This is a genomic window from Paraburkholderia haematera (genome assembly GCF_905220975.1).
Lineage (GTDB): Bacteria > Pseudomonadota > Gammaproteobacteria > Burkholderiales > Burkholderiaceae > Paraburkholderia > Paraburkholderia haematera.
This window is the reverse complement of sequence record NZ_CAJNBK010000004.1, coordinates 336394-350938: the sequence shown is the minus strand read 5'-3', so window position 1 is coordinate 350938 and position 14545 is coordinate 336394. Positions and strand designations below refer to the sequence as shown.

Annotated in this window: 13 protein-coding genes; all 13 read right to left on the bottom strand. The window is 65.4% G+C overall.

Going from position 1 to position 14545, the window contains the following annotated elements:
- On the bottom strand, positions 1-1182 hold the full coding sequence (locus tag KHO23_RS11290) for an acyl-CoA dehydrogenase family protein (protein WP_211611090.1): 1182 nt from the start codon (positions 1180-1182) through the stop codon (positions 1-3).
- Complete coding sequence (locus KHO23_RS11285; RefSeq protein ID WP_211611089.1) at positions 1179-1997, bottom strand: enoyl-CoA hydratase family protein; 819 nt, start codon at positions 1995-1997, stop codon at positions 1179-1181. The genes KHO23_RS11290 and KHO23_RS11285 overlap by 4 nt, the downstream gene beginning before the upstream one ends.
- 137 nt (positions 1998-2134) lie before the next feature.
- The gene (locus KHO23_RS11280) at positions 2135-3217 is read right to left on the bottom strand and encodes an NAD(P)H-dependent flavin oxidoreductase (protein ID WP_211611088.1); all 1083 of its coding nucleotides are present in this window, start codon (positions 3215-3217) and stop codon (positions 2135-2137) included.
- On the bottom strand, positions 3214-4119 hold the full coding sequence (locus KHO23_RS11275) for an enoyl-CoA hydratase (protein ID WP_236066796.1): 906 nt from the start codon (positions 4117-4119) through the stop codon (positions 3214-3216). Before KHO23_RS11275 ends, KHO23_RS11280 begins: the two co-directional genes overlap by 4 nt.
- Before the next feature lie 8 nt (positions 4120-4127).
- Positions 4128-4925 (bottom strand): CoA-transferase subunit beta, encoded by a 798-nt coding sequence (locus KHO23_RS11270; RefSeq protein WP_211611087.1) that lies wholly within the window; start codon positions 4923-4925, stop codon positions 4128-4130.
- Positions 4926-4935: 10 nt separating this feature from the next.
- A complete protein-coding gene (locus KHO23_RS11265) occupies positions 4936-5820 on the bottom strand; it encodes a CoA transferase subunit A (protein ID WP_211611086.1) in 885 nt (294 codons plus the stop codon).
- A gap of 64 nt (positions 5821-5884) precedes the next feature.
- Complete coding sequence (locus tag KHO23_RS11260) at positions 5885-6781, bottom strand: VOC family protein (protein WP_211611085.1); 897 nt, start codon at positions 6779-6781, stop codon at positions 5885-5887.
- Between the two features lie 76 nt (positions 6782-6857).
- A complete protein-coding gene (locus KHO23_RS11255; RefSeq protein ID WP_211611084.1) occupies positions 6858-8522 on the bottom strand; it encodes a FadD3 family acyl-CoA ligase in 1665 nt (554 codons plus the stop codon).
- Positions 8523-8589: 67 nt separating this feature from the next.
- The gene (locus KHO23_RS11250) at positions 8590-9744 is read right to left on the bottom strand and encodes a ferredoxin--NADP reductase (protein WP_211611083.1); all 1155 of its coding nucleotides are present in this window, start codon (positions 9742-9744) and stop codon (positions 8590-8592) included.
- A gap of 11 nt (positions 9745-9755) precedes the next feature.
- Entirely contained in the window at positions 9756-10520 is a 765-nt protein-coding gene (locus KHO23_RS11245; protein WP_211611082.1) for a glucose 1-dehydrogenase, read from the bottom strand.
- 20 nt (positions 10521-10540) lie between these two features.
- Positions 10541-12238 (bottom strand): FAD-binding protein, encoded by a 1698-nt coding sequence (locus tag KHO23_RS11240; RefSeq protein WP_211611081.1) that lies wholly within the window; start codon positions 12236-12238, stop codon positions 10541-10543.
- A 16-nt stretch (positions 12239-12254) separates the two neighbouring features.
- A complete protein-coding gene (locus tag KHO23_RS11235) occupies positions 12255-12773 on the bottom strand; it encodes a flavin reductase family protein (protein WP_211611080.1) in 519 nt (172 codons plus the stop codon).
- A complete protein-coding gene (locus KHO23_RS11230; protein WP_211611079.1) occupies positions 12770-14545 on the bottom strand; it encodes an FAD-dependent oxidoreductase in 1776 nt (591 codons plus the stop codon). Before KHO23_RS11230 ends, KHO23_RS11235 begins: the two co-directional genes overlap by 4 nt.

Genomic DNA, 14545 nt, shown 5'->3' with positions numbered 1-14545 from the left:
TCACGAACGCGGCATTCCCAGCATCCGTTCCGCGACGATGTTGCGCTGGATCTCGTTGGTGCCCGCATAGATCGGCCCGGCCTGCGCGAACAGGAAACCGTCGAGCCAGGTGCCGAGCGCCGCGTGTTGCTCATGCGTTTGCGGCACGACCTCGGCGCGTGCGCCAAGAATGTCGAGCGCGGTTTGATGCATGCGCAGATCGAGTTCGGACCAGAACACCTTGTTGGTGCTCGACTCCGCGCCGATGTGGCCGCCCTTCTGCAAACGGCTCGCGGTCGCGTAGGTGGAAAGCGCGTAGGCCTGCGCATCCATCCACGCGCCGATCACCCGGTCACGCAAGGTCGGATCGCGGTCGGCTTCCGCGCGATGCGCCAGATAGAGCGCGCGCAACGCTTCGGCGGTGCGTTGAAAACGTGCGGGCGAGCGCAGCATCAGGCCGCGTTCGAATCCGGCGGTTGCCATGGCAACCTGCCAGCCCATGCCTTCACCGGCGAGACGGTTGTCGACCGGCACGCGCACGTCGTCGAAGAAAATCTCGGCGAAGCCGGTCTGTCCGTTCAACTGACGGATCGGCCGCACGGTGATGCCGGGTGTCGAGAGCGGCACCATCAGGAAAGTCAGGCCGTGATGGCGCGTGGATTGCGGATCGCTGCGAAACAGGCCGAACAGCCAGTCGGCCCACACCGCGCGGGTCGACCAGATCTTCTGGCCGTTCAGAATGTATTCGCCGCCCGTGCCACCGTCGGTGCGGATCGCGCTCGCGCGGATCGCCGCCATGTCGGAGCCGGCGTTGGGCTCGGACCAGCCTTGCGCCCATACGTGTTCGCCCGCCGCCATGGCCGGCAAAAAACGGGCCTTCTGTTCGTCCGTGCCGAAGTCCATCAAGGTCGGGCCAAGCAGGAAGATGCCGTTCTGATTCACGCGCATCGGTGCATCGGCGCGCCAGTATTCTTCTTCGAAAATCAGCCACTCGATCAGATCGCAGCCGCGCCCGCCCAGTTCGCGCGGCCACGTCACCATGCTCCAGCGGCCGGAATGCAGTGTGCGCTCCCATTCCCGATGCGCGGCGAAGCCTGCTTCGGTGTCGAAACTCGGCAGCGGTTCGCGCGGCACGTGGAGCGCGAGCCAGCTGCGAATTTCCGCGCGAAACGCGCGTTGCGCCGGCGTGTAGTCGAGCTTCATGCGCGTGCTCCGGCTTGACGTTCGGCATCCTGGGCGCCATCGAACTGCGCGTCGCGTTTTTCGACGAAGGCCGAGCGTGCTTCCGCCGAATCGTTCGTCATATACGCCTGCAAGGTGAAGCCCTGCTCCCAGCGGTATTTGTCTTCGAGGTCGCCGTCTTCGACACCGTTCAGCGCTTCTTTCGCGAGTTGCAGCATCGCGGGGCTCTTCGCGGCGATCTTGCGGGCGATCTCGAACGCCGCTTCACGCAGCTGTTCGCGCGGCACCACCCGCTCGAGCGCACCGAGCCGGTAGGCTTCAGCGGCGTCGACCATGTCGCCCGTGAAATACATGGCGCGCACTTTCTGCACACCGAACATACGTTGCAGATGCGCGCCACCGCCCATTGCGCCACGGTCGATCTCCGGCACGCCGAAGCGCGCGCAGTCGGAGGCGACGATCACATCCGCCGCGCCGCAAATGCCGATGCCGCCACCCAGCACGAAGCCATGCACCGCGACGATCACCGGCTTCGGATTGCGGTGCACCGCGCGAAAGGTCGCGTAATTGCCGGCGTTGACGGCGACGATCCGCTCGGGATGCGCCGCCAGTTCCTTGATATCGACGCCCGCGCAAAAGCCGCGGCCCGCGCCACGCAACACGATCACGTGGACGCTGTCGTCCCGGCCCAGCGCGTCGATTGCGTCGGCCAGCGCCTGCCAGCCACGCGCGTCGAGCGCATTGACCGGCGGCTGGTCGATCACCAGTTCGCCGATGCCGCCTTCGCGTTCGATCCTGAACGGCAGCGCGCGGACGCTATTGATGGGTTCTGTCATGTCTCCGTCCCTGGTGAATGATGTGGGTTTGCTTTATGAGGTCATGCGCTGCGTCATGCCTCGCGTCGCGTGTCGGGTCACGCCTGACGTCATGCAGCGGTGCATACGTTGGAGCGTGCGTGGCGTCACGGTTTGAGTCACGCGTGAACCGGCGCGCCGCGCATGGCCGCAAGCGCATCGAGCCGCGCCACGGCTTCGTCAACAATGCGTGCGATCAAGGTCTCGCACGGCTCGATCGCGCCGATCACCGCGGCAACCTGGCCGCTCGGCAACACGCCCTCGTCCGGCTTGCCGTCGACGATGGCGCGCTGGATCAGAAACGGTGCGTTCGCCGCCATCAATGTCTGACTCGCGGTGTAGCTGTGATCGCGCAGCGCCTTCAGACCGAGCGACGCCATTTGTGCGAAAGTCATGCCGCTCTGGCGGCGCCACGCCTCAGCTGTGCGCAACGCGAAAAGCGTGCGGCGCAACGGGCCGAATGCTTCGAGCCGCAGCAGGTAAGGGTTGTCGATCATTCGCTGCGGCAAACCGTCGAGCGCCGCGGACACACGGATTTGCGACGGGTCGTTGACCGCCACGTAGCGCTCGAGCGTCGAGCGCGGCACGGGCGACTCTTCCGCCATCAGAAAACGCGTGCCCATGGCAATGCCTGCCGCGCCGTAGCCGAGCGCCGCCGCCAGACCGCGTCCGTCGAAGAAACCGCCGGCGGCGATCACCGGCACGTTCACGGCATCCAGCACACGTGGCAGCAGCAGCGTGGTCGGCATCGACCCGGTATGGCCACCGCCCTCCGCGCCTTGCACCGTGACCGCGTCGGCGCCCAGTTCGACTGCTTTCGCCGCATGTTTCGGCGCGCCCACGGTGGGAATGCACATCACGCCCGCGTCCTTGAAGCGGCGAATCGTCTTCGCGTCCGGGCCGCGGCCGTAGCTCACTGCACGCAGCCGGTGCTTGATCGCCAGATCGACCACCTGTGCCGCGTTCGGCTGGAACATATGGAAGTTGATGCCGAACGGCTTGTCCGTCAGTTCCTTCACGCGCAGGATTTCCGCTTCCACGCGTTCGGCCTCGAGCGTCGCGCCGGCCAGAAAGCCGAAGCCGCCCGCATTACAGGTTGCGGCGACGAGCTTTGCGTCGGCGACCCAACCCATGGCTGTTTGCACGATCGGATAGCGGCAGCCGAGCAGATCGCACAAGGGCGTGTGCAGCGTCGCGCTCATGCGGCTTCTCCGTCGGCCTTTGTGTTCCCTTGCGTGGCGTCATGTGTGGCCGCTGCGGGCCGTTGCGATTCGGCCATCTTGCGGGCGTCGTACCCGCCCAGCTTGTCGCCACTCACCAGCTCGTTGTGCGCATGGGCGAAGTGATGCCAGGCAAATGCCGCATCCATCGCCGCGCGCTTGCCTTGCAATTCTTCGACGTGATTCACGGCCTGCTTCGTCAGCGTCAAGCCGAGGCGCGGCATGCGCGCGATCTTCGCGGCGATCTCCGTCGTGGCGTCCTGCAAACGCTCGCGCGGCACGACGCGATTGACCATGCCCATCTGATACGCGCGCGCCGCGTCCATCCGTTCGCCGAGAAACAGAAACTCCTTGGCGATGCGCGGATTCAGTTCATACGCATGCGCGAAATACTCGACGCCTGGAATGCCCATACGCACCACCGGATCGGAAAAGAACGCGTCGTCCGAGGCGACGATCAAATCGCACACCCACGCCAGCATCAAGCCGCCCGCCACGCACGCGCCCTGCACCATTGCGATGGTCGGCTTGGGCAGATCGCGCCAGCGGCGGCACATGCCGAGATAGACTTCCTGTTCGCGGGCGTAGAGAAACTCGCCGCCTTCCTTGCCGACATGGTCGTACCAGAGCGAGGTGCGCTCGAACGACTGGTCGATGTCGCGGCCCGGCGTGCCGATATCGTGGCCCGCGGAAAAATGTTTACCCGCGCCGGCAAGAACAATGACCTTCACCGCATCATCGTTCGACGCGCGCTTGAACGCGGCGTCGAGCGCATACGTCATTTTCGAGTTCTGCGCGTTGTGATACTCGGGGCGGTTCATCGTGAGCGTGGCAATGCCGTCGCTCACGCGATAATCGACGACGCTTTCGTGGGTGGCTTGCATGGTGTCCCTCACACGCGGCGCGGCGCGGGGTTATTGCGCACGACACTCGCACGCAGGTTATGCGGATCGAGCGCGCGCACGATCCGCAGATCGTCGGCGCCTGGCGGCGGCGTCACATGCAGGTCGGGATGCGCGCGCAACTCGAATCCGGTCGCGTCCTGCACTTCGTCGAAGCTCACACCAGGATGGAGCGAGCGCACCTGAACCGCATGATTCGCGCCGCCAAAGTCCATCACGCACAGATCGGTAATCACACTGCGCAGATCGGTGAACGCGCGCATGCCGGGAATTTCGCGCGCCGGGTTGTAGCCCACGCTGCACACCATGTCGACTTCGCCGGCAACGAACGCACGTTTGCTATGGCCGGAGACGAAAAACGAATTCGCGTGATTAATACTGTTGCCCGGAAAACCGCGTGCGCCGAGCAATTGCGTTTTCGGGCGCGCGTAGTCGTCGCCGAGCCAGGAGATGTTGGCCTGGCCGAAGCGGTCGATCTGCGTGGGCATCACCAGCGCGTGACGCTTGCCATGCCACACGCAATCGAACACGCGTTCGTAGGTCATCAGGCCGGACGCCTGCACGCGATAACCCGCTTCGCGCGGTCCGAGCGGCACCGGGCTTTCGACGAGATAGGCTTCGCCATCGGTGAGCATCAGACCCGCGTTGTAGGCGAGGCGCGCAAGACCCGCGGCCAAACGTGGGCCCGTACCGATGCCGGTGGCCAGCACTTCGCCGTCATCGCGCCAGACGCGCGCCGCCGCGGCAATCATCAATTCGGCGAGGGAATAGTCGAGAGAGTCGCTCATGTGCGCTCCATTACAGAATCGGCAACGGCAACGCCGCTACATGGGACCGGCCGCCTGCGCGTTGCAGATAGCCCGGTTCGTCGGCGCCTACTACGTCACTCAGGTAAGCCGCTGTTTGTTGCGGGTCTTCCGCGCTCGCGCAATACGCCTTCAGATGCGGCAGATCCCAGCCATAGGCAGGCGCGCACGATGTGGGATGCGCGCCGCACGGCGCGTGCACCACGCCGCTTACAAGCGATCGCTCGAAGGTGTTGCGGCGCGCGAGATCGAGATCATCGCTCGCCAGCGTTTCGACCAGCGTTTCGCTGCTGACAAAGCACTTCTTCGCGGCGCGCGCAAACCATGCGTCGAAGAAAGGATCCGGACCGTCGATGCGCGTATTGCCCATCCGGTCAGCGGCATTCACATGCAGCAACGCGGCGTCGAGTTCGAGCGCCGGCATCGCCAGCAGCGTCTCGCCGCCATAGGGCGATTGCACGGTGCGCAGATGCGGCGCGTGTTTCAGCAGATCGGTGCCCAGCCCGACACGGGTCGGCAAAAACGGCAGACGTGCCGCCGCTGCGCGCAGGCCGAGTTGCAGCAGGCCTTCGTCGAGTTCCCATACGTCGAGTGCGCCCTGTTCGCGCGCCCGGCGGAAATGCGGTTCGAGCGGAATCACGTCGAGCGAGACAAAGCCGAACACGAGCTTGCGGACTTTGCCTGCCGCGCACAGCAGCCCAACGTCAGGGCCGCCATACGCGACCACGGTGAGGTCCTTCAGATTCGAGCGGACGATCTCGCGCACGAGTGCCATCGGTTTGCGGCGGGGACCCCAGCCGCCGATGCCGATCGTCATGCCGTCGGCGAGTTGCGCGACGGCATCGCGCGCGCTGAGTGCTTTGTCGAGTTGTTTCATGCGTTATTCCTGCGGGTTTGCTGCGTGTTTTCTGCGACGTCGCTGCGGGATTGCTGATCGGGGCCTAGCGGAATCCCACGCTGAAGTCGTGGCCCCACAGGCTCACGCGGGTCGCCTCGTAGACGCTGTGCTGCGCCCAATCGACCGTCAACCCGCCGTAGCCATACTCCAGATCGAAGCCGCCCGGCGTTTTCATGTAGAACGAGATCATGTGGTCGTTGCAATGACGGCCGAGCGTGGCGGAGAGCTTCACGCCATGCGCCGCGACCCGGTCGAGCGCGCGGCCCACTTCGTCCATCGAATTCACTTCGGCCATCACGTGGATGCAGCCGGACGGCACCGCGAGATCCATGATCGCGAGACTGTGATGGCGCGCGTTCCTGCAATGCAGAAAGTGGATGCGCTTCTCGGGTTCGGCGGGATCGTCGGTGAAGCGCACACGGAAGATGTCGGAGAGTTCGAAGCCGAGCACGTCACGCAGGAATGCGTCGGTGGCGTCGAATTGCGGGGCGGGCAGCACCGCGTGGCCGAGTCCCATCGCGCCGGTAACGAAACCGGTCACGCCGAGCGGTGAAGCGAAGCGCCGGAAATCGGCGCGCACGCCCCAGAAGAACTCATGCCGGTTGCCGGACGGATCGGTGCACCACGCCATCGCCTGCACGCGGCGCAGCGCGGCTTCTTTCGCGCTGGCGCGGATCGTTTCCACGCCGGCCAGCTCAAGGGTGCGGATCGCGTCGTCGAAGGCGGCCGCGTCGGCCAGCTCCCAACCCGACGCGAAGTAGCGATCGGCGTCGCCAGGCACGATCAGGTAGCGGAAATCGCGCTCGTCCATCTTCACATACAGCGCGCCGTCCGTTGCGTCCTGCGTCTGCATGCCCAGCACGTTTTCCGCGTAGCCGCGCCATGTGCCGACATCCGCCGACTGCACGACGACGTAGCCTAAAGCCCGTACATCGATCATCTCCGACTCCTCCAGAACCTGTTGTTGTCAGGCTTATTCTGGCGGTCCCGGGGGCGGCTAACATCGTCTGTTGGGACTAGCTTGCAGCGGTGTTTTCAGCGGTTTTTTCGTGATTTTCGGCGCTGCTTCCGGCACCGTTTTCGACAGCCTCGCGCAAGCGGTACTTGAGCACCTTGCCGGCCGCGCTGACAGGCAACTGATCGACCAGCGAGAGATGCCGTGGCACCTTGTAGTTCGCCATGTTCTTGCGGGCCCAGTCGGTCAGTTCTTCCGGGCTCGCGTGCTCGCCCGAACGCAGCACCACATACGCATGCCCCACCTCGCCGAGCCGTTCGTCCGGTACGCCGACCAGCGCGACCTGCGCCACCGCGGGATGCGCGCTGAACAGCCGCTCGATCTCCGCCGGATAGCAGTTGAAGCCGCCGACGATGAACATGTCCTTGATACGGTCGGTAATGCGCAGATAGCCGCGTTCGTCGAGCGTGCCCAGGTCGCCGGTATGCAGCCAGCCCTCATCGTCGACCGTGTCGATGGTGGCGTCCTGCTGCCCGAAATAGCCCTGCATCACGTTATAGCCGCGAATCAGCACTTCCCCGGTCTCGCCGGTGGCAACCGCGGCACCGCTGCTGTCGGCGATGCGAATCTCCACGCCGGGCATCGCACGGCCCGATGTGTGAGCGACGGTTTCGGCGTCGTCGCCGCTGCGGCATAGCGCGGCAAAGCCGCACGACTCCGTGAGGCCATAGCCCGTCAGCACGGTTTCGAAACCCAGTTGTGCGCGCATTCTTTCGATGAGACTCGGTGCGATCGCCGCCGCGCCGGTCACCGCGACTCGCAGTGACGACAGATCGCGCATGGCCAGACCCGGCATGTCGAGCAACGCGTGATACAGCGTCGGCGGCCCCGGCAATACGGACACGCGATCTCGCACGATGCGTTCGAGCACACGCTCCGGGTTGAACACGAGATGCGGCAGCACCGTCGCGCCGCTCGCGAACGCCGCAAGCCAGCCGGCCTTGTAGCCGAACGCGTGAAAGAACGGATTGACGATCAGATAGCGGTCGCTTTCACGCAGCGTCGCGATCTGCGCCCAATCGTGAACCACGCGGAGATTCTGGCCGTGCGTGGTCATCACGCCCTTGGGGCGGCCCGTCGTGCCGGACGTGAACATGATGTCCATCAGCGTGTCGGGGCGCACCGCCGCCTCGCGGGCACGGAACACCTCCATCGGGGTGCCTGCGGCGCGCAGCAGGAACGCGTCCCAGGTCTCGTCGCAGCCGCCGGCCGCTTCCGTTCCCGTTCTCGTTTCCGCTTCTGTTGACGGACCGTCGAACACCACGATGCGTTCAAGCGTCGCCGGACGGTGTGCGGCCAGCATGGCTGGATACGAATCGCCAAGGAAAGTGCCGCAGCAGAACAGAAGCCGCGCGCCGCTGTCCTCGAGAATCGCTGCGGCTTCCAGGCCTTTCATTCGGGTATTGATCGGCACCAGCGCCGCGCCCGCGCTGTGAATCGCGAGCGCCGCTACGATCCATTCAGCGATGTTCGGCGCCCAGATCGCGATACGCTCGCCCGGCTGGATGCCGCAGCTCATCAACGCGCGCGCCGCTTCGATCCGCGCCGCGTCCAGTTGCGCATAGCTCAGGTTGCCCTGAGCTGTTTCGATCGCGATGCGCGTGCCGTAGCGCGCGGCGCCGCGCGCGATCAGCGCGGGTGTCGTCAGGATGTGGTTGAGCGTCATGGTGAATTCGATGGGTGGGGTTCGCGGCAAGCGCAACACGCGAGGGCCGCGCGTGCGAACCGCGAACCTAGTCGGGGAAAACCACGCGCAGCGTCGCGCTGGCAGGTGTCGCACTACAGGCAAGCGTCCAGCCGTCCGTCAGATCGGCCGCATCGAGCACGTGGTTGGCATTCAGGTTCACGCTGCCGGCCTCGACCCGGCACATGCAGGCGCCGCACAAACCGCTGCGGCACGAGTTGGGCGCGGGCACGTCGGCGCGCAGCATGGCGTCGAGCAGGGTTTCACCGCTTTCGCAGATGACGGTGAAGGTGGTGCCGTCGAGCACGGTTTCGATCGCGGCGTTGGCGACGGAGCTTGTATCGGTCGAGTCTGCGGCTGAGGGTACGTTGGGTAGTTCCGGTGCTGCGGATGCGGTGCGCGCTTCGGGCGTACCCGTTGCTCCAGTTGCTCCAGTCGTGTCAGTCGCTCCGCGCGTGCCAGGCAGGCCGGCCACGCCAGCCGTAGCCGGCAAATCCGGCAGCGAAGCAAACCGCTCCACATGCACCTTCGCTCGCGGCAACCCCAGCGCCAGCATGGCCGCCAACGCGTTCTCCATGAACAGCGCCGGCCCGCAGATGAAGCATTCCTGCGTGCTCCACGGCCGCGCCAGTTCTTCCAGATGACGCTGCTGCGGAATGCCCTGCACGCTATCGAGCCAGTGAATCACGCGCAATCGTCCCGCGTGCCGCTGCCCGAGTTGACGCAGTTCCTCTCTGAAAATCACCGATTGCGCGTCCCGATTCGCGTAGATCAGGGTCAGCATGCCGCGCCCGTTCACCAGCGCGGACTTGAGGATCGACAGCACCGGCGTGATGCCGCTGCCGCCCGCGAACAGAAGCAGGTCGCCGTCAAGCGAACGTGGCGTGAACACGCCCGCGGGCGTCATCACGTCGAGTTCGTCGCCGGGCTGAATGCTGTCGCACATCCAGTTCGACACGCGCCCATCGCGCACCCGCTTGACGGTGATCTTCGGCGCGCGGTCGATGCCCGGCGCACTCGACAATGAATAGCAGCGCTGCACAATCGCATCCGCGCACGGCACCTTGAGCGTGAGGAACTGCCCCGGGCGATAGCTGAAGGCATCGTGCAGCGTCTGCGGCAGATCGAACACGAAAGAGCGCGCGTCGGCGCTCTCCGTGATCACGTCCGCCACTTTGAGCCGGTGAAAACGCGAATCGGCCATGGCGGGCGAACTCAGGCGATGCCCATGATCATCTGCGCATTGTCGATCCGATACTCGCTGCCATTGATGAAGCGAGATTCGTCGGACGCAAGGAACAGCACCAGATTCGCGATGTCTTCCGGCAGGCACATGCGCGAATGCGGATCGACCGACTGCGTGAGCGCCTCGCGAGTTTCGTCGGCAGAACCAAAGAACGGTGCGGTCATCGGCGTGAGAATGCCGTCCGGATGAATCGTGTTGCAGCGGACCTTGTAGCCCTGCTGCTTGCAGTGCGCGGCGATCGCGCGCGTCATCGCCGTCACGGCACCCTTGCTGGCCGAATAGGCGCAGAACATACCGAGTCCGCCCAACGCCGCGACCGACGACATGTTGACGATCGAACCGCCCTTCTCCTTCATCGCCTTCACCGCTGTGCGGCAACCGAGAAAATAGCCTTCGGCATTGATGCGCAGCACCCGCTGCCATTGTTCGAGCGTGGTGTCTTCAATGCTGCCGAGCAACAGCACCGCGGCGTTGTTGACCAGCACATCCGGCGTGCCGAACGTCGTTTGCGCCGCGCCGAACACGTCGTTCCAGCCCGTTTCCGACGAAATGTCGTGACGCACGAACAGGGCGGCATCGCCGATCTGCGCGGCCACTTCGCGGCCGGCTTCCTCGTTGACATCGGTGAGCACGACACGCGCGCCTTCACGGGCGAACAGCAACGCATCCTGTTTGCCGACGCCGCTCGCGGCGCCCGTTACGACGGCGATCTTGCCTTTGAGTCTGTCTCCCATCTTCATTCTCTCTTTCAGTGTCAGTCAGTTTCAGTCAGGGAATGGGCGGCGTTCGCGAGAACCACGCCCGCTGCGGCCCGGCCCGCCTGGCGGCCGGACCAGATACAGTCCGCGAGCGAGAGGCCGCTCACGTAGTGATTCGATGCCAGGCCGCAAGCGGCCCGGCCGGCGGCGAACAAGCCCTCGATCGGTGCGCCGTCCGAAGACAGCACCGCGTTGCTCGTCTCGTCGACTTGCAAGCCGCCCAGCGTGATCGACGGGCACGGGAACACGCGGCTGTCCGATGAAATGTCGATCGCGTAGTAAGGGCCTTGCATGAGCGGCTGCAACATCGCGGCGGATTTGCCGAACGCACGGTCGATGCCGTTAAGCGCGCCCAGGTTGTAGGCATTGATGGTGCGCTCGAGCACGGCCGGGTCGCAGCCGATGCGTGCGGCCAGTTCGGCCGGCGAGCGGGCGCGTTGGCGGCCGGCCAGCATCAACAGCATCGCGGGCACGCTCTGGAACGCCCACAGCTTGCCGCGCAAACATTCCCTGAGCGCGAGCTTGACGAGCCGCGCATCGAGAATCAGCCACGCATGTCCTTCACGGTTCTCGCACATCGCGTGGCCGAGCGCGGCGCCATAGATTTCCTCGTTGCAAAAGCGCTCGCCGTGGCGGTCCACAACACAGCCTTGCGCCCATGCGTACGGCGGATTGATGAAGCGCCACGCGGACACACGTTCGAGCCGCTGCGCCATGGCACCGGCAGATAAGCCAAGCCGGATGCCCGAACCGTCGCAACCCGTCGTGCCAAGACGCCAGTTCGGCAGATAACGCGGCGCGTAATGCGCCACCATCGACCGGTTGAAGATGAAGCCGCCGGTGCTCAATACCACCGCATCGGCCTTGATCGTGATGAGCCGGCCCTCGCGCTGCTCGACGCGATAAAGCGCGGCGCGCAACCGGTCGGCCCACGCCGGCATGCCGTTATGCAGGCGCTCGGCCCAGCGCGCGAGCCGGCGATGGGTACGCTGCGCACGGCCCGGCGCCACTTGCCAGACTTGCGCGCCGATTACGCGCCCGCTGCGGTCGGTGACCAGCCTGCGCACGCTTGCGTGGCACATCGTGTCGACCAAGGGCTGTGCATCCACCGCGCGCCGCAGCGTGTCGTACAGCACGCGCCCCGACATGCCGTCGCCAACCACCCGATGCCCGCGCGGTGCCGGCGCATGTTCGCGCACGGCATCGCCCACCGCCTCGTTGCCCGAGTAATACAGGTAATAGCGGTTCTGCGGATACGACGTCTTGCGCGGCGGCACCGACGCGGCAAAGCGCACGCCGAGGCGTTCGAGCCAGTGCAACAGATCGACGCTGCCTGCGCAAAAACGTTTGAGCGTCGCCGCGGACACCGCGTCGCCCACTTCCTGTTGCAGGTACGCGAACATTGCCTCGGGCGTGTCGCTGTAGCCCGCTTCGATCTGATAGCGTGTGCCGCCGCCTGCGTAGACCACGCCACCGCTTTTCGCGCTCGCGCCACCGCCCTCGAAACGCTCGACAATCCGCACTTTCGCACCGGCCGCCGCCGCTTCCAGCGCGGCGCACGCGCCCGCCGCACCGAAACCCGCCACCAGTACGTCGCATACGTCGTCCCAGCGCACGCACGCAGGATCGTCGACGACAAGCGGCATGTCGACCGGCGTGGCCGATCCGTGCTCTGCGGGCGTTGGGCTTAGCATCGCGCCATGTTCCCGATCAGGCCGCTGCGCAGCGCACGGGCGCCGCCGCAGTCGTATAGACACCGTCCACATACACGAGCGGATCGACCTCACCACTGATCAGCACCTGCTCGACGCGGCCAATAAAGATCGCGTGCGTGCCGTAATCGAAGCGGCCGTCCTGCGTGCAGATCAGACTGGCCTGCGAATCGTGCAGATACGGCACGCCCTGCGCCGAGCGCTGCCAGTTACCGGTCGTGAAGCGCTCTTCGCCTTTGAGGCGCCCGCTGCAATCGATCGCAATGTGCTGATGCTGCGCCGAGAGCACGTTCACGCAAAATGCCGCGCCTTTGTCGAGCGGCGGAAAAATCGACGACGTGCGGTTAATGCAGATCAGCAGCGAGGGCGGTTCGGTCGAGAGCGAATCGACCGCGGTGGCCGACATCGAATAACGACGTTCGCCGTCGCAGCAACTGATGACAGCGACCGAGCGCGCGAGGCGGCGCATTGCCAGCAGCATGTCGGCGCGCAACGGGTGAGAAGTGAGGTCGGTCATGATGTGACTCCGCGAAGTTCGATGCCGGCAGCGCGTGCTGGTTCTGAAGGACTGCTGTTGCCATCGCGATCATCGCCACCGTCGGCGAGATGATTCGCGGCAATGTAGCCAAAGGTCATGGCCGGCCCGAGCGTCGAGCCCGCGCCGGGGTAGCTCGCCCCCATCATCGACGCGCTGGTGTTGCCGATCGCATAAAGCCCGGCAATCGGCGTGCCGTCGGCGTGCAGGACACGCGCACGCGAATCGGTGAGCAGACCGCCCTTGGTGCCGATGTCGCCCGCGTCGATACGCACGGCGTAGAATGGTCCGGTCTCGATGGGTGCCAGGCACGGATTCGGTTGGACGCTGGGGTCGCCGTAGTAGGTGTCGAATGCATTGCCGCCCTTGGCGAATTCTTCGTCGATACCGGTCGCGGCAAAGCGATTCATTTTCTCCACGGTGTCGCGCAAGCCCTGCGCGTCGACACCGATCCGTGCGGCCAGCGCGTCGAGCGAATCGGCCTTATAGAGCAGAGAACGAAACGCCGCCGGGATGCGGGCGTCGGGCATCATCACGCTGGGCATGATCGGCCCGCACGGATACTTCTTGCGAAACTGCGCGTCGAATACCATCCAGGCCGGAACGCACGCCCCGGTTTTCGCGTGGTCGCGATACATCGCCGGAACGAACTCCGAATACGGCGCGGCCTCATTGACGAAGCGTTTGCCGAGACCGTTGACCACCACGCAACCCGGCAGATTTCGCTCGACGAACAGCGCACGCTGCTTTTCCTCGTGATCGACGTGCAGTGTCGGCGCGCCCCAGACGTGTTCCATCAACGCAATCTGTGCGCCCAATTGCTGGCCGACTGCAATCGCGTCGCCTGTATTGTTCGGCGGCGTCGCGCTCCACTGCGCTTGCGTGGGACGCGGCAGATAGCGCTCGCGCATCGCCTGATTGCGTTCGAAACCGCCGGCCGCGAGAATCACGCCGCGCTTCGCGAGCACACGCACGGTCTCTCCCCCGCGCTCCACCACGACACCCGTGACGCGTCCGTCGGCTTCGAGCAATCCGGTCATTGGCGCGTTGAGCCACAGCGGAATGTCGCGATCGAGCAAGGCGCGGCGCAGGCCACCCGCCAATGCATTGCCGAGCGTCAGGCGGCGATCGCGCCGCGAGCGGCTGCGCGCGCGCAGATCGAACCAGTAGCGGCCGAACTGCTTCAGCGCAAGCCCGATATAGCCCGGCGCTTTCGACAGAAGCATGTGCGCCTCTTTCGACGTCACCGCGACCCGCCCGGCGATCAGCGTCCCGGGCGAAGGCAGCCGCAAGCGCGCGAACTCCGCACCGAGCGACGCGCCGTCCACCGGCAGAGGATCGAGCGCGCGGTAACCCGGCATCGATCCAGGCAGGTCCTGAAAGTAGTCCGCGTACTTCGGCAAGGCTTCGTAACGCACCGGCGTATTCGCTTCGACATAGCGCAACATCTCCGGTGCCGTGTCGAGATAGGCGTCGATCCGGTCGCTCGCGGTCATGCCTTTCGTGCAGGCATCGAGGTAGGTTCGTGCGGCCTCGCGCGTATCCGTGGCGCCCAGTTCGGCGATATGGTGGTTGCATGGAATCCAGATGCCGCCGCCCGACACCGCCGAGGTCCCGCCGTACACGTCGCTCTTTTCGAGCACGGCGACGGACAGGCCGCGGTCGGCCGCGCGGCACGCGGCCAGCATGCCGCCCGCGCCGGAGCCGATCACCACGACGTCGAACACGTAGTTCTGCGGTTGCTGTTCGCTCAT

What these genes read in the sequence shown, in the direction of transcription:
- KHO23_RS11275 (WP_236066796.1), bottom strand. Translation starts at nt 4,119, where the DNA reads ATGCAAGCCACCCACGAAAGCGTCGTCGATTATCGCGTGAGCGACGGC.
- KHO23_RS11230 (WP_211611079.1), bottom strand. Translation starts at nt 14,545, where the DNA reads ATGAGCGAACAGCAACCGCAGAACTACGTGTTCGACGTCGTGGTGATC.
- KHO23_RS11265 (WP_211611086.1), bottom strand. Translation starts at nt 5,820, where the DNA reads ATGAAACAACTCGACAAAGCACTCAGCGCGCGCGATGCCGTCGCGCAA.
- KHO23_RS11290 (WP_211611090.1), bottom strand. Translation starts at nt 1,182, where the DNA reads ATGAAGCTCGACTACACGCCGGCGCAACGCGCGTTTCGCGCGGAAATT.
- KHO23_RS11255 (WP_211611084.1), bottom strand. Translation starts at nt 8,522, where the DNA reads ATGACGCTCAACCACATCCTGACGACACCCGCGCTGATCGCGCGCGGC.
- KHO23_RS11235 (WP_211611080.1), bottom strand. Translation starts at nt 12,773, where the DNA reads ATGACCGACCTCACTTCTCACCCGTTGCGCGCCGACATGCTGCTGGCA.
- KHO23_RS11285 (WP_211611089.1), bottom strand. Translation starts at nt 1,997, where the DNA reads ATGACAGAACCCATCAATAGCGTCCGCGCGCTGCCGTTCAGGATCGAA.
- KHO23_RS11270 (WP_211611087.1), bottom strand. Translation starts at nt 4,925, where the DNA reads ATGAGCGACTCTCTCGACTATTCCCTCGCCGAATTGATGATTGCCGCG.
- KHO23_RS11280 (WP_211611088.1), bottom strand. Translation starts at nt 3,217, where the DNA reads ATGAGCGCGACGCTGCACACGCCCTTGTGCGATCTGCTCGGCTGCCGC.
- KHO23_RS11250 (WP_211611083.1), bottom strand. Translation starts at nt 9,744, where the DNA reads ATGGCCGATTCGCGTTTTCACCGGCTCAAAGTGGCGGACGTGATCACG.
- KHO23_RS11260 (WP_211611085.1), bottom strand. Translation starts at nt 6,781, where the DNA reads ATGATCGATGTACGGGCTTTAGGCTACGTCGTCGTGCAGTCGGCGGAT.
- KHO23_RS11245 (WP_211611082.1), bottom strand. Translation starts at nt 10,520, where the DNA reads ATGGGAGACAGACTCAAAGGCAAGATCGCCGTCGTAACGGGCGCCGCG.
- KHO23_RS11240 (WP_211611081.1), bottom strand. Translation starts at nt 12,238, where the DNA reads ATGCTAAGCCCAACGCCCGCAGAGCACGGATCGGCCACGCCGGTCGAC.